32 protein-coding genes are annotated in these 20798 nt (G+C 66.8%); all 32 read right to left on the reverse strand.

Annotation, left to right across the window (positions count from 1 at the left end; all coding sequences use genetic code 11):
* Nucleotides 1-183 precede the first annotated feature (183 nt).
* The 32 genes from rpmJ to pqqE all read right to left on the reverse strand — a co-directional run bounded on the left by rpmJ (nucleotide 184) and on the right by pqqE (nucleotide 20772).
* Nucleotides 184-297, reverse strand: a complete 114-nt coding sequence (rpmJ, locus tag ACZ7P3_RS19890; RefSeq protein WP_003998809.1) for a 50S ribosomal protein L36 — start codon at nucleotides 295-297, stop codon at nucleotides 184-186.
* 57 nt (nucleotides 298-354) lie between these two features.
* Nucleotides 355-576, reverse strand: coding sequence for a translation initiation factor IF-1 (gene infA, locus ACZ7P3_RS19895; protein WP_003948620.1), 222 nt, complete (start codon nucleotides 574-576; stop codon nucleotides 355-357).
* Nucleotides 577-739: 163 nt separating this feature from the next.
* Nucleotides 740-1576: a type I methionyl aminopeptidase gene (map, locus tag ACZ7P3_RS19900; protein ID WP_472083380.1), complete on the reverse strand. Its 837-nt coding sequence runs from the start codon at nucleotides 1574-1576 to the stop codon at nucleotides 740-742.
* A 124-nt stretch (nucleotides 1577-1700) separates the two neighbouring features.
* A complete protein-coding gene (locus tag ACZ7P3_RS19905; RefSeq protein ID WP_472083382.1) occupies nucleotides 1701-2366 on the reverse strand; it encodes an adenylate kinase in 666 nt (221 codons plus the stop codon).
* Nucleotides 2366-3679, reverse strand: a complete 1314-nt coding sequence (gene secY, locus ACZ7P3_RS19910; RefSeq protein WP_472083383.1) for a preprotein translocase subunit SecY — start codon at nucleotides 3677-3679, stop codon at nucleotides 2366-2368. Before secY ends, ACZ7P3_RS19905 begins: the two co-directional genes overlap by 1 nt.
* 189 nt (nucleotides 3680-3868) lie before the next feature.
* Nucleotides 3869-4324, reverse strand: coding sequence for a 50S ribosomal protein L15 (gene rplO / locus ACZ7P3_RS19915; RefSeq protein ID WP_003974249.1), 456 nt, complete (start codon nucleotides 4322-4324; stop codon nucleotides 3869-3871).
* Nucleotides 4325-4326: 2 nt separating this feature from the next.
* Nucleotides 4327-4509, reverse strand: coding sequence for a 50S ribosomal protein L30 (gene rpmD / locus ACZ7P3_RS19920; protein WP_003974250.1), 183 nt, complete (start codon nucleotides 4507-4509; stop codon nucleotides 4327-4329).
* The gene (rpsE, locus tag ACZ7P3_RS19925; protein ID WP_361119948.1) at nucleotides 4509-5114 is read right to left on the reverse strand and encodes a 30S ribosomal protein S5; all 606 of its coding nucleotides are present in this window, start codon (nucleotides 5112-5114) and stop codon (nucleotides 4509-4511) included. The genes rpmD and rpsE overlap by 1 nt, the downstream gene beginning before the upstream one ends.
* A gap of 39 nt (nucleotides 5115-5153) precedes the next feature.
* Nucleotides 5154-5537 carry a 50S ribosomal protein L18 gene (gene rplR / locus ACZ7P3_RS19930; RefSeq protein WP_073901437.1) on the reverse strand — a complete coding sequence of 128 codons (384 nt, stop codon included), beginning with the start codon at nucleotides 5535-5537 and terminating at the stop codon, nucleotides 5154-5156.
* 3 nt (nucleotides 5538-5540) lie between these two features.
* Nucleotides 5541-6080 (reverse strand): 50S ribosomal protein L6, encoded by a 540-nt coding sequence (gene rplF, locus ACZ7P3_RS19935; protein WP_472083386.1) that lies wholly within the window; start codon nucleotides 6078-6080, stop codon nucleotides 5541-5543.
* Between the two features lie 24 nt (nucleotides 6081-6104).
* Nucleotides 6105-6503 carry a 30S ribosomal protein S8 gene (rpsH, locus tag ACZ7P3_RS19940; protein ID WP_013001411.1) on the reverse strand — a complete coding sequence of 133 codons (399 nt, stop codon included), beginning with the start codon at nucleotides 6501-6503 and terminating at the stop codon, nucleotides 6105-6107.
* Nucleotides 6504-6713: 210 nt separating this feature from the next.
* The gene (locus ACZ7P3_RS19945) at nucleotides 6714-6899 is read right to left on the reverse strand and encodes a type Z 30S ribosomal protein S14 (RefSeq protein ID WP_003948630.1); all 186 of its coding nucleotides are present in this window, start codon (nucleotides 6897-6899) and stop codon (nucleotides 6714-6716) included.
* 5 nt (nucleotides 6900-6904) lie between these two features.
* Nucleotides 6905-7462 (reverse strand): 50S ribosomal protein L5, encoded by a 558-nt coding sequence (rplE, locus tag ACZ7P3_RS19950; protein ID WP_472083877.1) that lies wholly within the window; start codon nucleotides 7460-7462, stop codon nucleotides 6905-6907.
* Nucleotides 7459-7782 carry a 50S ribosomal protein L24 gene (gene rplX, locus ACZ7P3_RS19955; RefSeq protein ID WP_472083388.1) on the reverse strand — a complete coding sequence of 108 codons (324 nt, stop codon included), beginning with the start codon at nucleotides 7780-7782 and terminating at the stop codon, nucleotides 7459-7461. The genes rplE and rplX overlap by 4 nt, the downstream gene beginning before the upstream one ends.
* 2 nt (nucleotides 7783-7784) lie before the next feature.
* Entirely contained in the window at nucleotides 7785-8153 is a 369-nt protein-coding gene (gene rplN / locus ACZ7P3_RS19960) for a 50S ribosomal protein L14 (protein WP_003998823.1), read from the reverse strand.
* A 128-nt stretch (nucleotides 8154-8281) separates the two neighbouring features.
* The gene (rpsQ, locus tag ACZ7P3_RS19965) at nucleotides 8282-8566 is read right to left on the reverse strand and encodes a 30S ribosomal protein S17 (protein ID WP_014674375.1); all 285 of its coding nucleotides are present in this window, start codon (nucleotides 8564-8566) and stop codon (nucleotides 8282-8284) included.
* Complete coding sequence (rpmC, locus tag ACZ7P3_RS19970; RefSeq protein ID WP_010036720.1) at nucleotides 8566-8790, reverse strand: 50S ribosomal protein L29; 225 nt, start codon at nucleotides 8788-8790, stop codon at nucleotides 8566-8568. The genes rpsQ and rpmC overlap by 1 nt, the downstream gene beginning before the upstream one ends.
* Nucleotides 8790-9209, reverse strand: a complete 420-nt coding sequence (rplP, locus tag ACZ7P3_RS19975) for a 50S ribosomal protein L16 (RefSeq protein ID WP_030788270.1) — start codon at nucleotides 9207-9209, stop codon at nucleotides 8790-8792. The genes rpmC and rplP overlap by 1 nt, the downstream gene beginning before the upstream one ends.
* Before the next feature lie 5 nt (nucleotides 9210-9214).
* Nucleotides 9215-10036, reverse strand: coding sequence for a 30S ribosomal protein S3 (gene rpsC, locus ACZ7P3_RS19980; protein WP_003998826.1), 822 nt, complete (start codon nucleotides 10034-10036; stop codon nucleotides 9215-9217).
* A complete protein-coding gene (gene rplV / locus ACZ7P3_RS19985) occupies nucleotides 10036-10383 on the reverse strand; it encodes a 50S ribosomal protein L22 (protein ID WP_003974262.1) in 348 nt (115 codons plus the stop codon). Before rplV ends, rpsC begins: the two co-directional genes overlap by 1 nt.
* A 44-nt stretch (nucleotides 10384-10427) precedes the next feature.
* Nucleotides 10428-10709, reverse strand: a complete 282-nt coding sequence (gene rpsS, locus ACZ7P3_RS19990; RefSeq protein ID WP_003948639.1) for a 30S ribosomal protein S19 — start codon at nucleotides 10707-10709, stop codon at nucleotides 10428-10430.
* A gap of 12 nt (nucleotides 10710-10721) precedes the next feature.
* The gene (gene rplB / locus ACZ7P3_RS19995) at nucleotides 10722-11558 is read right to left on the reverse strand and encodes a 50S ribosomal protein L2 (RefSeq protein ID WP_235456332.1); all 837 of its coding nucleotides are present in this window, start codon (nucleotides 11556-11558) and stop codon (nucleotides 10722-10724) included.
* Between the two features lie 40 nt (nucleotides 11559-11598).
* Complete coding sequence (gene rplW, locus ACZ7P3_RS20000; RefSeq protein WP_472083392.1) at nucleotides 11599-12018, reverse strand: 50S ribosomal protein L23; 420 nt, start codon at nucleotides 12016-12018, stop codon at nucleotides 11599-11601.
* On the reverse strand, nucleotides 12018-12674 hold the full coding sequence (rplD, locus tag ACZ7P3_RS20005) for a 50S ribosomal protein L4 (protein ID WP_472083394.1): 657 nt from the start codon (nucleotides 12672-12674) through the stop codon (nucleotides 12018-12020). Before rplD ends, rplW begins: the two co-directional genes overlap by 1 nt.
* Nucleotides 12675-12682: 8 nt before the next feature.
* Nucleotides 12683-13327 (reverse strand): 50S ribosomal protein L3, encoded by a 645-nt coding sequence (gene rplC / locus ACZ7P3_RS20010; RefSeq protein ID WP_020135811.1) that lies wholly within the window; start codon nucleotides 13325-13327, stop codon nucleotides 12683-12685.
* 17 nt (nucleotides 13328-13344) lie between these two features.
* Nucleotides 13345-13653, reverse strand: a complete 309-nt coding sequence (gene rpsJ, locus ACZ7P3_RS20015; RefSeq protein ID WP_003948644.1) for a 30S ribosomal protein S10 — start codon at nucleotides 13651-13653, stop codon at nucleotides 13345-13347.
* Nucleotides 13654-14149: 496 nt separating this feature from the next.
* The gene (locus ACZ7P3_RS20020; RefSeq protein ID WP_472083396.1) at nucleotides 14150-14920 is read right to left on the reverse strand and encodes a hypothetical protein; all 771 of its coding nucleotides are present in this window, start codon (nucleotides 14918-14920) and stop codon (nucleotides 14150-14152) included.
* Nucleotides 14921-15005: 85 nt separating this feature from the next.
* Complete coding sequence (locus ACZ7P3_RS20025; protein WP_472083397.1) at nucleotides 15006-16016, reverse strand: hypothetical protein; 1011 nt, start codon at nucleotides 16014-16016, stop codon at nucleotides 15006-15008.
* Nucleotides 16017-16210: 194 nt separating this feature from the next.
* A complete protein-coding gene (locus ACZ7P3_RS20030) occupies nucleotides 16211-16741 on the reverse strand; it encodes a hypothetical protein (protein WP_472083398.1) in 531 nt (176 codons plus the stop codon).
* A complete protein-coding gene (locus tag ACZ7P3_RS20035; RefSeq protein ID WP_472083400.1) occupies nucleotides 16741-18903 on the reverse strand; it encodes a hypothetical protein in 2163 nt (720 codons plus the stop codon). Before ACZ7P3_RS20035 ends, ACZ7P3_RS20030 begins: the two co-directional genes overlap by 1 nt.
* A 55-nt stretch (nucleotides 18904-18958) precedes the next feature.
* Entirely contained in the window at nucleotides 18959-19348 is a 390-nt protein-coding gene (locus tag ACZ7P3_RS20040) for a hypothetical protein (RefSeq protein WP_472083402.1), read from the reverse strand.
* Between the two features lie 284 nt (nucleotides 19349-19632).
* On the reverse strand, nucleotides 19633-20772 hold the full coding sequence (pqqE, locus tag ACZ7P3_RS20045; RefSeq protein ID WP_472083404.1) for a pyrroloquinoline quinone biosynthesis protein PqqE: 1140 nt from the start codon (nucleotides 20770-20772) through the stop codon (nucleotides 19633-19635).
* Nucleotides 20773-20798 lie beyond the last annotated feature (26 nt).

Genomic DNA, 20798 nt, shown 5'->3' on the forward strand with positions numbered 1-20798 from the left:
GCTCCTGGTGAATCTTCGGAGGTCTTCCGCAGAACCGGCTCCCGGCCGCCGTACCAGGTACGAACCGGGTCCCCGGCCTCCGAGCCGGGGGTGTCGAGCTGGTGGGCTCGGGTCCTGCGTATGAACAAATTCAGCTTGCGTCGCGCGAATCTCTGCGATGGATGCAGAGGGATCGGTCGTGCGTCAGCCCTGGCGCTGCTTGTGGCGCGGGTTCTCGCAAATGACCATGACCCGACCGTGACGGCGGATCACCCTGCACTTGTCGCAGATCTTCTTGACGCTCGGCTTGACCTTCATGGGTGAGGTTCTCCGGGTCAGTGCCATCACCCCGGCGAGCCGGGATGCGGGCAAGATCTACTTGTACCGGTAGACGATCCGGCCACGCGTCAGGTCGTACGGAGACAACTCCACCACGACCCGGTCGTCAGGGAGGATGCGGATGTAGTGCATGCGCATCTTGCCGCTGATGTGTGCCAGGACCTGGTGGCCGTTCTGGAGCTCGACCTTGAACATGGCGTTCGGCAGAGACTCGACGACAGTGCCCTCGATCTCGATGGCACCTTGCTTCTTGGCCACGCTTCGCCCTTCGAATCGACTACCTTGATCGACTCTCTTCCTTGCCCCAGAGGGAAAGGTGCGAGCGCATGCGGACATGCGGGTGCACGAGAGCCGACGAGTCAGTCTACGTCAGCGCACCGTGAAACACGAATCGGGGAAGTCTGCCCCATGTGCCTGATCCTTATGCCAGCGGGTCCGGCGCGGCCGTCACACCGTGCTCCGCCAGCTTCGCCCTGCCGCCGTCCGGAGCGGTCAGCACGAGCGGGCCCTGCTCGGTCAGCGCGACCGAGTGCTCCCAGTGCGAGGACCAGGTGCCGTCGGTGGTGATGACCGTCCAGTCGTCCTCGAGGACCTCGGTGCGCGGAGTGCCGAGAGAGATCATCGGCTCGATGGCCAGGCAGAAGCCGGGGACCAGCTTGGGGCCCTTGCCTCGGCGGCGGTCGACGTAGTTCAGCAGGTGCGGGTCCATGTGCATCTCGGTGCCGATGCCGTGGCCGCCGTAGTCCTCGATGATCCCGTACTTGCCGCCGCCCGGCTTGGGCTGGCGGCGGATGTACGTCTCGATGGCCCGGGAGACGTCGACCAGGCGGTTGCCCTGCTTCATGGCCGCGATGCCGGCCCACATCGATTCCTCGGTCACCCGGGAGAGCTCGATCAGCTCCGGTGCGTGACCGGAGCCGACGAAGGCCGTGTAAGCCGCGTCGCCGTGCCAGCCGTCGATGATCGCGCCGCAGTCGATGGAGATGATGTCGCCGTCCTTCAGGACGACGTCCTCCGCGGGGATGCCGTGGACGACGACCTCGTTGACCGAGGTGCAGATGGTCGCGGGGAAACCGCCGTAACCCAGGAAGTTCGACTTGGCGCCGTGCTCCGCGAGCACCTTGCGGGCGACCTCGTCCAGGTCCCTGGTGCTGGCGCCCGGTACCGCCGCCTCCCGGGTGGCCGCGTGGATCGCGGCGACGACCAGGCCCGCCGCCCGCATCCTGGCGATCTGCTCGGGGGTCTTGATCTGCACCATGGGCGCCTGCGCTCTCCGTCACTCACATCGGCTGGGTTACGAACACAACACTACGGCCGCGGCGCCCTGTGGGTCCCACCGGACGCAGTCCGGGGGAGGGCACCGCGGCCGGAGGGACCGCGATCTACTTGTTCTCGGCCTTCTCACGCTTGAGCGCTTCCAGCGCCCGCTGCGTGATCTCGTCCACCGGGCCCAGGGAGGAGATCGTCACGACCAGGCCCTGCGCCTTGTAGTAGTCGATGATCGGCTCGGTCTGCGTGTGGTAGACCTCCAGCCGCTTGCGGACGGTCTCCTCGGAGTCGTCGTCACGCTGGTACAGCTCGCCGCCGCAGACGTCGCAGACGCCCTCCTGCTTCGCCGGGCTGTAGGTCACGTGGAAGACGTGGGACGAGTCGTTGCGGCAGATGCGCCGGCCGGCGATCCGCTTGACGACCTCGTCCTCCGGGACCTCCAGGTCCAGGACGGCGTCCAGCTTGATGCTCTCGGACTCCAGCAGCGCGTCCAGGGCCTCGGCCTGCGAGACGTTGCGCGGGAAGCCGTCCAGCAGGAAGCCGTTCTCCGCGTCCGGCTGCTCCATGCGGTCCTTGGCCATCGCGATGGTGACCTCGTCCGGCACCAGCTCGCCGCGGTCCATGTAGGACTTGGCGAGCTTGCCCAGCTCGGTCTGCCGACTGATGTTGGCGCGGAACAGGTCGCCCGTGGAGATGTGCGGAATGGCCAGCTTCTCTGCGAGCCGGACGGCTTGCGTTCCCTTACCGGCACCCGGCGGCCCGACGAGGACGATACGCATCAGCGGAGGAACCCTTCGTAATTGCGCTGCTGGAGCTGGCTCTCGATCTGCTTCACCGTCTCAAGACCGACACCCACGATGATCAGGATGCTGGTCCCGCCGAACGGGAAGTTGTTCGTCGCCCCGAACCCGACCAACGCCATTGTTGGCACGAGAGCAATCAGACCCAGATACAGCGAACCCGGCCAGGTGATCCGGTTGAGCACGTAGCTCAGGTACTCAGCGGTCGGTCGGCCAGCCCGGATGCCCGGGATGAAGCCACCATACTTCTTCATGTTGTCGGCGACTTCCTCGGGGTTGAAGGAGATCGCCACGTAGAAGAACGCGAAGAAAACGATGAGCAAGAAGTACAGAGTGATGTAAATCGGATGGTCGCCCTTGGTCAGGTTCTGGGTGACCCAGGTCTTCCAGCCCGAGTTGCCGCCCGCGAACTGCGCCACCAGCGCCGGAATGTAGAGCAGCGAGGAGGCGAAGATGACGGGAATCACACCCGCCTGGTTCACCTTGAGCGGGATGTACGTGGACGTACCACCGTAGGAACGGCGCCCGATCATGCGCTTCGCGTACTGCACCGGAATGCGGCGCTGGGCCTGCTCGACGAAGACCACGAGCGCGACCATGACCAGACCGACCAGGATGACGGTGCCGAACTCGATCCAGCCGCCGGCCAGCGAACCCTGCTTCTTGATCGCCCACAGCGCGGACGGGAAGGTCGCGGCGATCGAGATGAACATCAGGATCGACATGCCGTTGCCGATGCCGCGGTCCGTGATCAGCTCACCGAGCCACATGACGACGGCCGTGCCGGCGGTCATGCAGATGACCATCGTGATCGTCGTGAAGATCGCCTGGTCCGGGACGATGCCCGAGGCGACCGAGCAGCCGTTGAAGAGGGCGCCGCTGCGGGCGGTGGCCACCAGGCCGGTGCCCTGCAGGATGGCGAGCGCGACCGTCAGGTATCGGGTGTACTGCGTGATCTTTGCCGTACCGGCCTGGCCCTCCTTCTTCAGGGCTTCCAGGCGCGGGATGACCACGGTGAGCAGCTGGAGGATGATGCTGGCCGTGATGTACGGCATGATCCCGAGCGCGAAGATCGTGATCTGCAGCAGCGCTCCACCGCTGAACATGTTCACGAGACCGAACAGGCCCTGATTGGCGCCCGCCTCGCTGACACACTGCTGGACGGCCTTGTAGTTGACGCCGGGGATCGGGACGTGGGTACCGACCCGGTAGACCACGATGATGCCCAGCGTGAAGAGCAGCTTCTTGCGCAGGTCGGGCGTCCTGAACGCCCGGGCGAACGCGGTGAGCACGGTGCCTCCTGCGACCCCCGCGCAACTGCGTCAAGGGTGACGGTCTTGAGGTTCGACGGATACAGAAAAAAGAACAGTGCAGGCCACCTTACCGGCGACACTGCCTCCCTAGGAACGACCAACCGGGGATACCCCATTGTGAGGTATCCCCGGTCGGGATCGTTTACGTCATCAAGGCGTCTGAAAAACTCAGACGAGCTCGGTGACCGTACCGCCCGCGGCGGTGATCTTCTCCTTGGCGGAACCGGAGACGGCGTCCACCGTCACCTGCAGCGCCACGGAGATCTCGCCCTGGCCGAGGACCTTGACGAGGCTGTTCTTGCGAACGGCACCCTTGGCCACCAGACCCTCGACCGTGACCTCTCCACCCTCAGGGTAGAGCGCGGCCAGCTTGTCGAGGTTCACGACCTGGAACTCGGTCTTGAACGGGTTCTTGAAGCCCTTCAGCTTCGGGAGACGCATGTGGAGCGGCATCTGGCCACCCTCGAAGCGCTCCGGAACCTGGTAGCGGGCCTTCGTGCCCTTGGTACCACGACCGGCCGTCTTACCCTTGGACGCCTCACCACGACCCACACGGGTCTTGGCGGTCTTGGCGCCCGGGGCGGGACGGAGGTTGTGGATCTTGAGCGGGTTGTTCTCCGCCATGATCAGTCGACCTCCTCGACCGTCACGAGGTGGCGGACGGTGTGCACCATGCCGCGGAACTCGGGGCGGTCCTCCTTGACGACCTGCGTGTTGATGCCCTTGAGACCAAGGGAGCGCAGGGTGTCACGGTGGTTCTGCTTGCTGCCGATGTAGGACTTGACCTGCGTGATCTTCAGCTGAGCCATCACGCACCCACTCCGGCACGGGCACGCAGCAGAGCCGCGGGCGCGACGTCCTCGAGCGGCAGACCACGGCGGGCCGCGACCTCCTCGGGACGCTGCAGGCCCTTCAGGGCCTCCACGGTCGCGTGCACGATGTTGATCGCGTTGTCGGAGCCGAGGGACTTCGACAGGATGTCGTGGATACCGGCGCACTCGAGCACCGCACGCACCGGACCACCGGCGATAACGCCGGTACCCGGGGACGCGGGCTTGAGCAGCACGACGCCGGCAGCCTTCTCACCCTGGATCGGGTGCGGGATGGTGCCCTGGATACGGGGGACCTTGAAGAAGTGCTTCTTGGCCTCCTCAACACCCTTGGCGATGGCGGCCGGCACCTCCTTGGCCTTGCCGTAACCGACACCGACGGTGCCGTCACCATCGCCCACCACGACCAGCGCGGTGAAGCTGAAGCGACGACCACCCTTCACAACCTTGGCGACGCGGTTGATCGCGACAACGCGCTCAACGTACGCGGTCTTCTCGGCGGCAGCAGCGCCGCCGTCACGGCCCTTCCGGTCCCGCCGCTCGCCGCCACCGGCACCGCCACCGCGGCGCTGGGGTCCAGCCATTGGAATTACCTCTCTCTGTTTCCGCTAGCTACGGCAGGCTCAGAACTTGAGCCCGGCTTCGCGGGCGGCGTCCGCCAGGGCGGCGATGCGCCCGGCGTACTGGTTGCCACCACGGTCGAACACGACAGCCTCGACACCGGCGGCCTTGGCACGCTCGGCGACCAGGGCGCCGACCTGCTTGGCCTGCGAGGACTTGTCGCCCTCGCCACCGCGGACGGACGCGTCCAGGGTGGACGCGGACGCCAGGGTGTGGCCCTTGAGGTCGTCGATCACCTGCGCCACGATGTGGCGGTTGGAGCGGGTCACGACCAGACGGGGACGCTCCGCCGTACCGGAAAGGTTCTTGCGGATCCGGATGTGACGGCGCTTGATCGCGGCGCGCTTGTAGGCGTCGCCCTTGAGGATCTTCTGCCCGTATGCCATGGCTTACTTACCCGCCTTTCCGACCTTGCGGCGGATGACTTCGCCCTCGTACTTGACGCCCTTGGCCTTGTACGGGTCAGGCTTGCGCAGCTTGCGGATGTTGGCCGCAACCTCGCCGACCTTCTGCTTGTCGATGCCCTCGACCGAGAACCGGGTGGGGGCCTCCACCTTGAAGGTGATGCCCTCGGGGGCCTCGACGACGATCGGGTGGCTGTAGCCGAGAGCGAACTCGAGGTTCGAACCCTTGGCGGTCACGCGGTAACCGACACCACTGATCTCGAGCTTCTTCACGTAACCCTGGGTCACGCCGGTGATCATGTTCGCCACCAGCGTGCGGGACAGGCCGTGCAGGGCCTTGTTCTGACGCTCGTCGTTCGGGCGCGTCACCTGAAGGGTGCCGTCCTCGCCCTTAGCGATGTCGATCGGCGCCACGACGGTGTGGGTCAGCGAGCCCTTGGGGCCCTTGACCGAGACCGTACGGCCGTCGATGGTGACGTCCACGCCGGCGGGAACCGTGATGGGGAGCTTGCCAATACGCGACATAGCTGTTTCCTCCGTTCCCTTCCGTTACCAGACGTAGGCGAGGACTTCTCCGCCTACGCCCTTCTTGCCGGCCTGCTTGTCGGTGAGGAGACCGTGCGACGTGGAGATGATCGCCACGCCGAGGCCGCCCAGCACCTTGGGCAGGGAGGTGGACTTCGCGTACACCCGGAGACCGGGCTTGGAGATCCGCTTGATGCCCGCGATGGAGCGCTCACGGTTCGGGCCGAACTTCAGCTCGAGAACGAGGTTCTTGCCGACCTCGGCGTCCTCGACCTTCCAGCCCGTGATGAAGCCCTCCTGCTGGAGGATCTCCGCGATGTGAGACTTGATCTTCGATGCCGGCATCGTCACGGAGTCGTGGTATGCCGAGTTCGCGTTCCGCAGACGCGTAAGCATGTCTGCGATCGGATCAGTCATGGTCATGAATTGGCCTTCGGCCTCTCTCGCCGGGGTTTCCTGGTGCGCCATCCCTCTCCCCGATCCGAGACGGGACGGGTGCGGCGCGGTGGACCTACGGCGTAGTAAGTCGTACGGGCGGCAGACGCCCAACCCCACAAGCTTAAGGCATGCGGAGAAGGGCCCCTGCCGACCCAGATGCTTACCGAGAGCTTCAGGAATCCCTAAAAGCGGGGATTACCAGGAGCTCTTGGTCACGCCCGGCAGCTCGCCACGGTGAGCCATCTCACGAAGGCACACGCGGCAGAGGCCGAACTTGCGGTACACGGAGTGCGGACGGCCGCAGCGCTGGCAGCGCGTGTAGCCACGCACACCGAACTTGGGCTTGCGAGCAGCCTTGGCAATCAGAGCCTTCTTCGCCATCTCGCTCACGCCTCCTTGAACGGGAAGCCGAGGTGACGAAGGAGCGCGCGGCCCTCAGCGTCGTTGGTCGCCGTGGTCACCACGGTGATGTCCATACCCCGGGTACGGTCGATCTTGTCCTGGTCGATCTCGTGGAACATGACCTGCTCCGTGAGACCGAAGGTGTAGTTGCCACGGCCGTCGAACTGCTTGGGGGACAGGCCGCGGAAGTCGCGGATGCGCGGCAGCGCGAGCGACAGGGTGCGGTCCAGGAACTCCCACATGCGGTCGCCACGGAGCGTGACGTGGGCACCGATCGGCTGACCCTCACGCAGCTTGAACTGCGCGATGGACTTGCGGGCCTTGGTGACGGCCGGCTTCTGACCGGTGATGGTGGTCAGGTCACGGACGGCACCGTCCATGAGCTTCGAGTCACGGGCGGCGTCGCCGACACCCATGTTGACCACGATCTTGACGAGGCCGGGAACCTGCATGACGTTCTCGTACTTGAACTCGTCACGCAGCTTGCCCGCGATCTCCTCGCGGTACTTCTGCTTCAGACGCGGAGTGGTGGTAGCCATCAGATGTCCTCACCCGTCCGCTTGGCAACGCGGATCTTGTTGCCCTCGTCGTCGAAGCGGTAACCGACACGCGTGACGACCTTCTGGCCGTCCTTCTCCACGACCAGCTGGACGTTGGACACGTGGACAGGGGCCTCGGTGGTCACGATGCCGCCGGCCTGGGAACCGCTGGCGGTCGGGCCGGCCTTGGTGTGCTTCTTGACCCGGTTGACACCCTCGACCAGGACACGGTCCTCGCGGGGGTAGGCCGCGATGACCTTGCCCTGCTTGCCCTTGTCCTTACCGGTGATGACCTGGACCAGGTCGCCCTTCTTGATCTTCATGCTTACAGCACCTCCGGCGCGAGCGAGATGATCTTCATGAACTTCTTCTCGCGCAGCTCACGGCCGACCGGGCCGAAGATGCGGGTGCCGCGAGGGTCGCCGTCGTTCTTCAGAATGACGGCGGCGTTCTCGTCGAAGCGGATGTACGAGCCGTCCGGACGGCGGCGCTCCTTGACGGTGCGAACGATGACCGCCTTGACGACGTCACCCTTCTTCACGTTGCCACCGGGGATCGCGTCCTTGACGGTGGCGACGATGACGTCACCGATGCCCGCGTAGCGGCGACCGGAGCCACCGAGCACACGGATGCAAAGGATTTCCTTCGCACCAGTGTTGTCGGCGACGCGCAGTCGCGACTCCTGCTGGATCACGTCTATCTCCTGTTTGTCTGCCGGTTCCCGGCAGGGGCCTCAGTACGAGAGCCCCTGCCGAGCCTGGCGGAACTGACCTGCGGGGTTAGCCCCGCAGGAACCTTGCTTAAGGAATTCCCTTACGGGAATTACTTGGCCTTCTCGAGGATCTCGACGACGCGCCAGCGCTTCGTCGCGGACAGCGGCCGGGTCTCCATGAGGAGGACACGGTCGCCGACGCCCGCGGCGTTCTGCTCGTCGTGAGCCTTGAGCTTGTTGGTACGGCGGATGACCTTGCCGTACAGCGCGTGCTTCACACGGTCCTCGACGGCGACGACGACGGTCTTGTCCATCTTGTCGCTGACGACCAGACCCTCACGGGTCTTACGGAAGCCACGGGCCTCGGTGTTCTCAGTCACGTTGCTCTCGCTCATCAGGCGCTCTCCACCGTCTCGATGCCCAGCTCGCGCTCACGCATCAGGGTGTAGATCCGCGCGATGTCCTTACGGACGGCCTTGAGCCGACCGTGGTTCTCGAGCTGGCCCGTCGCCGCCTGGAAGCGGAGGTTGAACAGCTCTTCCTTGGCCTCGCGGAGCTTGTTCAGAAGCTCCTCGTTGCCCAGCTCGCGCAGCTCGGACGCCTTGGTACCGGCCGACATCACGCTTCACCTGCCTCGCGCTTGACGATCCGGCACTTCATCGGCAGCTTGTGGGCTGCGCGAGTAAGGGCCTCACGGGCGATCTTCTCGTTGGGGTAGGACAGCTCGAACATGACCCGGCCCGGGTGCACGTTCGCGATCCACCACTCCGGAGAACCCTTACCGGAACCCATGCGGGTCTCGGCAGGCTTCTTCGTCAGCGGGCGGTCCGGGTAGATGTTGATCCAGACCTTGCCGCCACGCTTGATGTGGCGGGTCATCGCGATACGGGCCGCCTCGATCTGGCGGTTGGTCACGTACGCCGGCGTGAGGGCCTGGATGCCGTACTCGCCGAACGCAACCGTCGTACCGCCCTTGGCCTCACCGCGACGCTTCGGGTGGTGCTGCTTGCGGTGCTTGACCCTACGGGGGATCAGCATGTCGGTCAGGCCTCCGTTCCGGTGCTCTCAGCCGGAGCGGACGCGGGAGCCTCGGCCTTGGGGGCCTCGGCGCCGGCAGCCTGCTGCGGCTTGCGACCGCGCCGCTCGCCACCACGGCCACCACGGGCCGGGCGGTCGGCACCGCCACGGGCCGGGCGGTTACCCGCACGGGCCGCAGCGTTCTCGGCGCGGACCTCGGCGATGTTCTTCACGTCGCCCTTGTAGATCCAGACCTTCACACCGATGCGGCCGAAGGTCGTCTTGGCCTCGAAGAAGCCGTAGTCCACGTTCGCACGGAGCGTGTGCAGGGGCACACGGCCCTCGCGGTAGAACTCCGAGCGGGACATCTCGGCGCCGCCGAGGCGGCCGCCGCACTGGATCTTGATGCCCTTGGCGCCGGCCTTCATCGCCGACTGCATGCTCTTACGCATGGCGCGGCGGAAGGAGACGCGGGAGGAGAGCTGCTCGGCAACGGCCTGGGCAACCAGCTGAGCGTCGGTCTCGGGGTTCTTGACCTCGAGGATGTTCAGCTGGACCTGCTTGCCCGTGAGCTTCTCGAGGTCGCCGCGGATGCGGTCGGCCTCGGCGCCACGGCGGCCGATGACGATGCCCGGACGAGCGGTGTGGATGTCCACCCGCACGCGGTCACGGGTGCGCTCGATCTCAACCTTCGAGATACCGGCGCGCTCCATGCCGGACGTCATCATCCGACGGATGGCGACGTCTTCCTTGACGTAGTCCTTGTACAGCTTGTCGGCGTACCAACGCGACTTGAAGTCGGTCGTGACACCGAGCCGGAACCCATGCGGGTTAACCTTCTGGCCCATTACCGGGTTCCTTCCTTGCTGCTGACGACCACGGTGATGTGGCTGGTCCGCTTGCGGATCCGGTAGGCACGGCCCTGGGCACGCGGCCGGAACCGCTTCAGGGTCGGGCCCTCGTCGACGTACGCCTCGGAAATGAAGAGGCTGTCGGCGTCGGTGTGGTCGTAGTTGTGCGCGGCGTTGGCGATGGCGCTGTCGAGCACCTTGCCGACCGGCACGGAGGCTGCCTGCGGAGCGAATCGCAGAACAGCCTGAGCCTCCGTGGCATCCATGCCACGGATAAGGTCCACCACGCGGCGGGCCTTCATGGGCGTAACGCGGATGTACCGCGCCTGGGCCCTGGCTTCCATGGTTGTCCCTCTCAGTTACTTACGTGTCTGAATGCGATCCGCTACTAGCGGCGCTTCGACTTCCGGTCGTCCTTGACGTGGCCGCGGAAGGTGCGGGTCGGCGAGAACTCGCCGAGCTTGTGGCCGACCATCGACTCGGTGACGAACACCGGGATGTGGGTCTTGCCGTTGTGCACCGCGATCGTGTGACCGAGCATGGCCGGGACGATCATCGAGCGACGGGACCAGGTCTTGATGACGTTCTTGGTACCGGCTTCGTTCTGGACATCCACCTTCTTGATCAGGTGGTCGTCGACGAAGGGTCCCTTCTTCAAGCTACGAGGCATCTCAACCCGTCCTTAGCGCTTCTTGTTCGTCTTGCGGCGGCGGACGATGTACTTGTTCGACGCCTTCTTGGGCGAACGAGTACGGCCTTCCTTCTTGCCCCACGGGGACACAGGGTGGCGACCACCGGAGGTCCGGCCCTCACCACCACCGTGCGGGTGGTCAACCGGGTTCATGACCACACCACGGACGGTCGGGCGAACGCCCAGCCACCGCTTACGGCCGGCCTTACCCCAGTTGATGTTGCTCTGCTCGGCGTTGCCGACCTCGCCGATGGTGGCGCGGCAGCGGACGTCGACCAGGCGGATCTCACCGGACGGCATGCGCAGGTGGGCCATCGAGCCCTCCTTCGCGAGCAGCTGCACGGAGGCACCGGCGGAGCGGGCGAACTTGGCACCGCCACCGGGACGGAGCTCGATCGCGTGGAGCGTCGTACCGACCGGGATGTTGCGGATGGCCAGGTTGTTGCCCGGCTTGATGTCGGCCCCGGGACCGTTCTCGACGCGGTCACCCTGCTGCAGGTTGCGCGGGGCGAGGATGTAGCGCTTCTCGCCGTCGGCGTAGTGCAGCAGCGCGATGCGCGCGGTGCGGTTGGGGTCGTACTCGATGTGCGCGACCTTCGCCGGCACGCCGTCCTTGTCGTGACGACGGAAGTCGATCACACGGTAGGCGCGCTTGTGTCCGCCACCCTGGTGGCGAACGGTCACACGACCGGCGTTGTTACGGCCGCCCTTGCTGTGCAGCGGGCGGACCAGCGACTTCTCCGGCGTGGACCGCGTGACCTCGACGAAGTCGGCGACGCTGGCGCCACGACGGCCCGGCGTAGTCGGCTTGTACTTGCGGATTCCCATTTCTCAGTCCTCGTCCGATATCGGACGATCCGGACCGCCCTTAGGCGGTCGGACCGCCGAAGATGTCGATACGGTCGCCCTCGGCGAGGGTCACGATCGCGCGCTTCGAGCCCGCGCGCTGACCGAAACCGGTCTTGGTGCGCTTGCGCTTGCCCTGGCGGTTGAGGGTGTTGACCCCGGTGACCTTGACGTCGAAGACCGCCTGAACGGCCTGCTTGATCTGGGTCTTGTTGGCGCCCGGGGCGACGATGAACGTGTACTTGCCCTCGTCGAGGAGCGCGTAGCTCTTCTCCGAGACGACCGGCTTGAGCAGCACGTCACGGTGGTCCGTGAAGGACTTGCTCAGCGGGGTCTCGACGGTGTTCTTGCCCTCGGTGGCGTGGCGACGCGCCTTGGCGACGCGCGCGGCCTTGGCGGCCTTGGCGGCCTTCGAGGCAATGCTCGGGTGACGCGTAGCCATCAGGCTTCGCTCCCTTCGGTGTCAGCGGCCTTGGGGCCAGACACGAAGGACTCGAAAGCGGCCTGGGTGAAGACCACGTCGTCCGAGACGAGAACGTCGTACGTGTTCAGCTGGCCCGGCTCCAGGATGTGGACCTGGGGCAGGTTGCGGGCGGACAGCCACGCGGCCTCGTCGGCGCGCTCGACGACCAGGAGCAGGTTCTTGCGCTCGCTGATCTTGCCGAACAGGCCCTTCGCGGCCTTGGTGCTGGGGTTCTCGCCCTCGACCACGCCGGAGACGACGTGGATGCGGTTGTGGCGGGCCCGGTCGGTGAGGGCGTGGCGCAGGGCCGCGGCCTTCATCTTCTTCGGGGTCCGCTGCGAGTAGTCACGCGGCTGCGGGCCGTGGACGACGCCACCGCCTGCGAACTGCGGCGCACGGGTCGAGCCCTGACGGGCGCGGCCGGTGCCCTTCTGGCGGTACGGCTTCTTGCCGCCACCGCGAACCTCGCCACGAGTCTTGGTCTTGTGCGTGCCCTGACGGGCAGCGGCCAGCTGCGCGACGACGACCTGGTGAAGCAGCGGAACGCTGATCTTCTCTACGTCGAAGATCTCCGCGGGGAGCTCGACGGTACCGGCCTTGTCGCCCGCCGGCGAAAGGATGTCAACAGTGCTCATCGGTTACCTCAGGCCCCCTTGGCCGCGGTGCGGACCAGGACGAGGCCGCCGTTCGGACCGGGAACCGCGCCCTTGATGAGCAGCAGACCCTTCTCCGCGTCAACGGCGTGGACGGTCAGGTTCTGGGTGGTGACCCGCTCGTTGCCCATACGACCCGCCATGCGGAGGCCCTTGAACACACGGCCCGGGGTGGCGCAGCCACCGATGGAACCGGGCGAGCGGTGCTTGCGCTGGGTGCCGTGTCCGGCGCCGAGGCCCTTGAAGTTGTGACGCTTCATGACACCGGCGAAGCCCTTGCCCTTGCTCTTGCCGGTCACGTCGACCTTGATGCCGGCCTCGAACACCTCGGCGGTGATCTCCTGGCCGAGGGTGTACTCGCTGGCGTCAGCGGTACGGATCTCGACGAGGTGGCGGCGGGGAGTGACGTCGGCCTTGGCGAAGTGGCCCTTGAGGGGCTTGTTCACCTTGCGCGGGTCGATCTCGCCGAACGCGATCTGGACGGACTCGTAGCCGTCGACATCGTTCGTACGGACCTGGGTGACGACGTTGGGGCCGGCCTTGACGACGGTGACGGGAACAACGCGGTTGTTCTCGTCCCACACCTGCGTCATGCCGAGCTTCTCGCCCAGGATGCCCTTGATCTGCTTAGCCATTCTCAGATCACCAGCCCTCAGAGCTTGATCTCGATGTCGACACCGGCCGGGAGGTCGAGTCGCATCAGAGAGTCAACGGTCTTGGGGGTCGGGTCGAGGATGTCGATCAGGCGCTTGTGCGTGCGCATCTCGAAGTGCTCGCGCGAGTCCTTGTACTTGTGCGGCGACTTGATGACGCAGTACACGTTCTTCTCAGTGGGCAGCGGCACCGGGCCCGCGACCGACGCACCAGTGCGGGTCACCGTCTCGACGATCTTCTTCGCCGAGGAGTCGATGACCTCGTGGTCGTAGGCCTTGAGCCGGATGCGGATCTTCTGTCCCGCCATGGCTACTCAGTAGTCCTGTCTCTTTTAACGCTCTGGAACCCGGTGTTCCGTACTACCGCTCTCCGACCCACGCGGTCGGGCGTGTCGCGCTCCCGCTGACACAGATGTCCCTTGTTCGAACATCCCTGCGGGGAATGCGCACGGCCCTTCCGGTACCGCAAGCCGAGGGCGAAAGGCCCACCGGGCGCCTGGCCGGTGCCGCACTCCACTTCCCGAAAGATTCCCGTACGTCCGTCCCAGTGCTGCCATCAGGCAGTTAGGACGACGAGTACTGTGGGACTCGCTTCCGGTCCTCCCGGCGGGAGGCGCGCAGCATCAACACTCGACCGAGCAACTCCGACAGTCTGCCATATGGGGCGGGGGCTCCGCCAATCGAGCCGGAGAGAATACCCCGGGAGTGATGTAGGTCAAACCGGGGGCAGTACGCGGGCCGACGCCGGTCAGTCCGGGATGCGCATCCCGGAGCCCACGCCCGCCTGTCCCCGGTTGCCCAGCGTCATCCGGCGTCCACCTGCGCGCGGAAATTCTCCATGGTCATGATCTTGTCCGGGCTCGGCAGCGTGACGTCCTCCTTCTTGCCGAAGTCGTCGTACGTCGTGCTGCTGGTGCGCCCGCCGCGGACGGACTTCATCTTCAGGAGCCTGGCGGGGCCCTGCGCGCTGACGAAATAGGTGTCCGAGGTGGCCCCGTCCCCCGCCACGACGGCCCGGGCCCGCACTCCCCCGACGGTGGTGTCGTTCTTGGGCGCGAAGGTGCCCGAGGGCGGCAGGGCGAAGTAGGTGCCACAGTCCTGCCCGCTCCGCGTGGTCACGTAGAAGTCGGCAAGCCTGTCCGGGACGGTGACCTCGGTCCCCTGGGACTTGAGGCTCTGGGCCAGCAGACCCACGCTCATGTACGTGGTGCCGTCCTTGCAGTACATGTTTCCGCCGGAGGTCCCGTTGTAGGTGATGCGCAGCCCCTGATCGGGATTCCACACGATCATCTGCAGTCCCGCGCCCTCGAAGGCCGTGGTTGTGCCGATCCCGCTGAACGGCGTCCTGCGCATCGTCTCGTTGACCTGCTTGATCCGTTCTGCGGCCGGGGCGCCGCCGGCTGCCGGGTCAGCAGGTGCGCCGACTGTGGGCGCGTCGCTGCCGGGGCCGGTCGCTGCCGTATCCCCGCTGGAACCAGCCCCGGAGCCACAGCCGAGCAGGGTCGCGCCGAGCAGGGCGGCCGCCGCAAGGGCACGGGCAGCAGAGCTGGTGCGGGCTATTGATCCGTGTGTCACTTTTCCCCTTTGCTGAGATTGACCGACCATGGAATTTCCGGGTGCGGCAGTGCGGCACGGTCGTCGGGCTTCTCGGCTGACGCGGTCACCGAAGCTTGTCGAGTGCGTCGCTCCGAGCAGCGGCCGCGCTGTCCCGGGAGCCGTACGCCAGCGCGTCCCGCAGCCCGCTGTCGACACCGAGCGCCTTGCCCCAGACGCGGCTCATCTCCATGCTCTGGGCCTCCAGCCGCGCGAGCGTGTTCTCCGTGCCGGCCTGCTTCAGCTCCCACTTCCACGAGTCGATCAGATGGTCGGCGGGGTCCTGGCTGCAGGCGGGCGGGGCCGCCGCGTGTGCCGACAGACGTGCGGCGACGTCCTCGCCCCACTTCCGCGCCCCGGTCTGCCCCATGCTCGCCGCCGTCTCTTCCGCCACCCCGTCCAGCGAGCCGAGGACACGCCCGCAGAGCTTTGCACGCAGAGTGAGCGTCTCCTTGCCCGCCGTTGCGGGGGCGGCGGCGAGATCGGCGGCGATCCGCCGGGTGGCGGCGTCACGGATCGCGGCGTAGGCCTCGGAGCTGTCGGACACCGCCCGTACGACATGGATGACGGTGTCCACCGACACGGACATGTGGACGCCGGTCCGGTCCTGCCACGGGGAGGCCGACTGGGTGTCCGCGCGGATGTAGTCCACGTTCACCGAGGTCAGGATCTGGTCCGTGTCGTCCGCGCAGTCGGCGAACGCCTGGGCGAAGGGAACGGCGAGGGCGGCATCGGCCTTCCGACCGCCGGTCCCGGCCTCGTCGTCCACGGCCAGCAGCAGGTTCTGCGTGGATCGCGCCTGCCGCAGGGAATGCCTGCCCGGCGTCGCCCCCGTGGTGGCGTGCTCGACGGCCGCGCCCAGCGCCGAGCAGCTGAGATCGCTCCGGTACTCCGCCCCCAGAGCCGACCGCACCCTCTTGTCCGCCAGGAGCCCTTGGCCTGCGCCGGGGCCCTTGCCCGCGCCGCCCCACAGCCAGGCTCCGATGCCTGCGGCCACGGCCAGACAGGCCGCAGTGACCGCGATCTTCAGGCGGGACCTGTCCGTGTGGAGTGGTCTCGGTCCGATCCGGGTGGTCACGACCCACCGCCCTTCGTCAGCACCGCGACCCGTCTCCCGGTATTCGCGGTCCGCGCCTGTCCGTGAACGGCGGGCAGCGCCTGTTCGTCCGCCACGATGCCGTCGGGAGCTCCCCGCGCCAAAGCGTCAGCCACGAGCAGGGTCGACAGATCGTCCCCCTTGGCCCCGGCCGGAACATCGGCGAGTCGCACCGACTACTTGGTGCAGCCGAACTTCCTGGTCTCCTTGGGGACGAGGTCGTTCACGAAAGGCACGAGTTTCTTGTAGCCCGTGGGGGTGTTCTCGACTCGGTCTCCGAAGAAATAGACCCCGAAGGACATGTACGCGTTCCGAGAGGTGCAGGTGGCCTGGACCGTGGCGCCGTTGCTTCCGATCGCCGCGTGTCCCGGGAAGGACACGGCCCGCTCGGCGGCGTACTTGTACGGCGCTGCTGTGGGCTTCCAGTCCGCCGGGTCCGGGGCCCGGTCCACACGCGTGATGGCGACGAACAACACCCGGTTGCCGCCCGCGCTCAGGGCACAGCCCGCACCCTGCTGAGCTTCCAAGGCCGTGTACGTCTGCTTCACTGATCCGTTGTCCGGGATGAGTGGTGACAAGGCCGCCTTCGACACTGGGACCTTGCAGAACTCGGCGGGGACAGCGGGATGGGTGCTGCCACTGCAACCCGCCGCCGCTCCCAGGACGACGCTGTACAACAGGGCCGCCGCCATGCGCCTCATTGTCATCACTGAGCTCCCGCCATGCCGCGGGCCAGTGCATTGCCGTTATTGGCCGCCCCGTTGATCTGATCGTACATGCCCTGCTCGTGCGAGTAGTCGGTGTGGCTGTCGGCCCAGTCCGAGTTGGCCGCGTACCACTTGTGGGCGATTTCGTTGAGCTGATTCTGGCGCAGGTGGTAGGTGGCCTGGCTGTCGCTGGTCAGCTTGGCCGCCTGATCCTGCTGTTCGTCCATGACCCACGCACTGGTGAGCGCGTCGGCACCGCGCTGAGCGATGTCCCCGTACACCGGGATGAAATTGAGCAGCGCTCCGGACGCGTGGTAACTCCACGCCTTGTCCCAGGTGTAGTCGTGCTGGTCGCCCTTGAGCGCCAGGTACCGTCCCTCCTCCATGAATCCGATCGCGGTGCCGGCCGAGTGGAGAGTGTCCTCCGGATGGCGCGAAGGATCGTGGATGTCGTTCATGATCGAGTAGTTCATGCCCTCGTGCAACATGTTGTAGGAGTCCTGGCTCCGAGAGATCTGCTTCGTCATCTCCAGGACCTGTTGACGGTCCAGGTTCGGGCCGTCGGCAGGATGCCGCTCGCCACTCGGGTCGCTCATCGCCACGTACGTCTCCTGGCCGTGATTGACCATGATCTTCGCTATGTCGTCACGCAGCGAGGCCGGCATGTCGTTGCCCTGCTTGGACAGGACGTCCAATGCATGTACGAACACCCGGTTGTTGGCGTCGGTGTGCGGCGTCGGTGCCATGGGGCGCTGGCCATCCGGGGCGATGCCGGTGGCCGCCGCGGCCAGGGCGTCTCCGAAACCCTTACGGTCGTCGCCGTCCGGCGCCATGACCGGGATGCCCGTGGTGGTCCCGCCGGGCGGCGTCGCGAAGTGGTCGATGACGGTGTCCCAGTCCCGCCCGTGGAGCAGATAGTCCAGGTTGTCGTTGTGGGCCGGATCCAGGTACGCGGTGCTGGTCTTGGGGTCCTGCGACATGATGCCGAGCACGCCGTCGAGCGGGTCGTTGGCGAACCAGCCCCGGTCCTTGCCGCTGAACTTGTCCCGCAGGGCCCAGATGGACTCGGTCGGGTTGCCCCCCTTTGCTACGTACGACTCCTCGGCGTGCCGGATGTCGTCGGCCGTGTCTTCCAGGAACTGCCCGTTGTAGCCGTGCCCCTGCTGCATCAGTGTGACGAGGCTCTGGTAGCCGCGGACCTTCTCATCCGGGATGGGGCTGAGGCCGTCGACCTTGAACTGCTCGGTGCCGGCCTTCTGCATGTCCTCGCGGAAGTGCTTGTAGAAGGCCGAGTTCGGATCCTGGGTCGCGGTCGCCAGCGTGGTGGCGAGCCCCTTCTGGATGTCCAGGTACCGGTCGCTGTGCTGCTTGTCGCCGTGGTAGGCGAGACCGTCGAGGCTGTTGGAGAGCTGCAGTGTGCCCTTGGCGCCCAGCTCGTCCAGCAGGGTCTGGCTGAAGGCCTTGTCGCCGGAGTTGTCGCGGAAGAGCCTCTGCAGCTCCTGGTAGTCGGCCGCCGAGGCGTCACCGGAGTTGACGCGCTGCGCGATGTCCTTGGCCTCGTCCGCCTCGTACTTCTCGATGTCGCCCTGCGCCTTGCCGTTGAAGTCGGGGACCGTGCCGAAGCCCTGGTCTGGGCCCTTCACGACGGCCGTGAAGGCGACCTCGACACCCTTGTCGGCATCGTCCACGTCCCGCACGCACTGGTCGATGCGGCTCTGCCAGGAAGCGACGTCCTTGCGGATGCTGTCCTGGTAGTCGGGGTCGTGCGCCAGCGCCTGCTTGTCCCCCTGGCTCAACTTGCCGGTGTCGTAGGAGACCACACCCTGGTCCGAAACCTTCATCCCCTTGGCGATGGCGTCGTCCCGCGCCGACTCCAGCTTCTTGCGCAGGTTCACGAACTGGGTGTGCGCGTCACGCAGCAGCGAGGCGATCGCCTTGGCCTCGGTCTGGGCGCTCTGGAACTCCGTGAGCCTGACACCGAAGCGCGCGTTGGCGGCTTGCTGGCTCTCACCCACGAACGTCGGGCGCAGGGTGATGCCGTGGACGTCCCGCCGGTACGCGGTCTCCTGCTTGTCGAACTCCTTCGCCATGCCGTCCCAGCGTGCGGCGGCCGTGGTGAGCGTGGACAGGTCGGTCGTCAGGATCTCGTGGTAGGTCGGCATGGGTCCCCGTTGAATGCAGTGAATCCGGTGGTCTGCGAGAAGGCTCTGCGGTCTGTCAGTGCTGCGGTGGGGGTGAGTACGTGTCCAACACGGACACCTTGCGCGCCGAACTTCCCACTCCGAAGTCCGTGCCGGTCAACAAGGTGTTGTTGTACCGGAGCGCCGATTCGTCCCCCGCCAGCCGGTTCAGGAAGTCCTGGACCTGTTCACCCCAGGTCTTGTGCGCCTTGCTCACGGCACCGGACGTGAGCCAGCCATGCCCGCCCTTCGCATCGAACGCCTTCACCACGGCGCCCGTCTCATCGTCCGCCCAAGCCCCCGCCGCCTTGGTATCCGGCTCGATGTTGTTGTGGAGCGTGTCCGCCGCGGCCTTCTTCTCGTCCGATGAGTGCGCGAGGTCCGGCCCGCCACCACCCGGACCGTCCGGCAGATGGTTGAGCCGCATTCCCACGGCGTGTTCGCCGCCTTTTCCCGCCACGATGGTCGACCCCCGTCTAACTGCTCTGACGTGACCTCGTCACGCTAGCAAACGGCTCGGCCCCATAAGCCAGTTGAGCTGTGGCTTAGGCGTTTCCTTTACGGCGTCCTAGACGTTCCGTGAGGTGTCGAAACAGCCGGCCTGGTCCGGGGAGCCACATGGCGACCTGGCGGCGGCCTCTCGGACGTCGCCCGAGGCGCCTTCGGGCCGCCCCCGGGGAATCGGCGCATGAGTCGGTGCGCCGAGCGGGATCAGGGATGCCGCTCGACGGCCTCGGCGCGGCCCGGTGCCCGGCGTCTGATCAGCCCCCTCCCGTTCGTACCGTCGTCGGCCAGTGAGCGGATCAGGTCGTGGTCGGGGGACAGCCGGCACGCCGGGTCCGTGCGGGTGGCGTCGCCGGTCAGGGCGTACGCCTGGCAGCGGCAGCCGCCGAAGTCCTCCTCGCGGCGGGAGCAGCTGCGGCAGGGGTCGGGCATCCAGTCGGTGCCGCGGTAACGGGTGAACGCCTTGGAGTGGTCCCAGATCCAGGCCAGCGGGTGGTCGCGGATGTTCGGCGGGTCCAGGTCCGGCAGGGAGGCCGCGGCGGGGCAGGGCAGGACGGTGCCGTCCGGGGTGACGGTGAGCGAGACCGCTCCCCATCCGCCCATGCACGGCTTGGCGACGCCGTCGAAGTAGTCGGGGACGACCCAGACCAGGTCGGGGCCGTCCGGTGCGAGCCTCTCCCGCAGGCGCTCGACGGTGTCCCGGGCCCGGGCGAGCTGGTCACGGGTGGGCAGCAGTGCGGCGCGGTTGAGCAACCCCCAGCCGTAGAACTGCGTGTTGGCCAGTTCGATGCGGTCCACGCCCCAGGACAGGCCCAGCTCGACGACGGCTTCGACGGCGTCGAGGTTCTCACGGTGCAGGACGACGTTGAGGCCCAGCGGGAGGCCGGCCTCCCGTACGAGCCCGGCGGCCCGTTCCTTCTCGGCGAAGGAACGGCGTCCGCCGATCCGGTCCGAGGCGCGCGGGTCGGCGTGCTGGACGGACAGCTGGACGCTGCGCAGCCCGGCGGCGACGAGCGAGGACAGCCGGGCCCGGTCCAGGCCCACCCCGCTGGTGACGAGCTGGGTGTAGATCCCGGCGGCCTCCGCCGCGGTGACGATCTCTGCCAGGTCCTGGCGCAGCAGCGGCTCGCCGCCCGAGAGATGGGTGTGGACCACGCCGAACTCCCCCGCCTGACGCATCACGTCCGTCCACTGCACGGTGGTCAGCTCGCGCGAGCGCCGGGTCAGCTCCAGCGGGTTGGAGCAGTACCCGCAGTGCAGCGGGCAGGCATGGGTGAGTTCGGCCAGCAGCGCCCAGGGGCGGCCGGGCGCGGACGGGGGCGCGGACGGGGGCGCGGATGCGGACACGGATGCGGATGCGGATGCGGAGACGG

The sequence above is a fragment of the Streptomyces sp. NPDC107581 genome, from assembly GCF_055657175.1.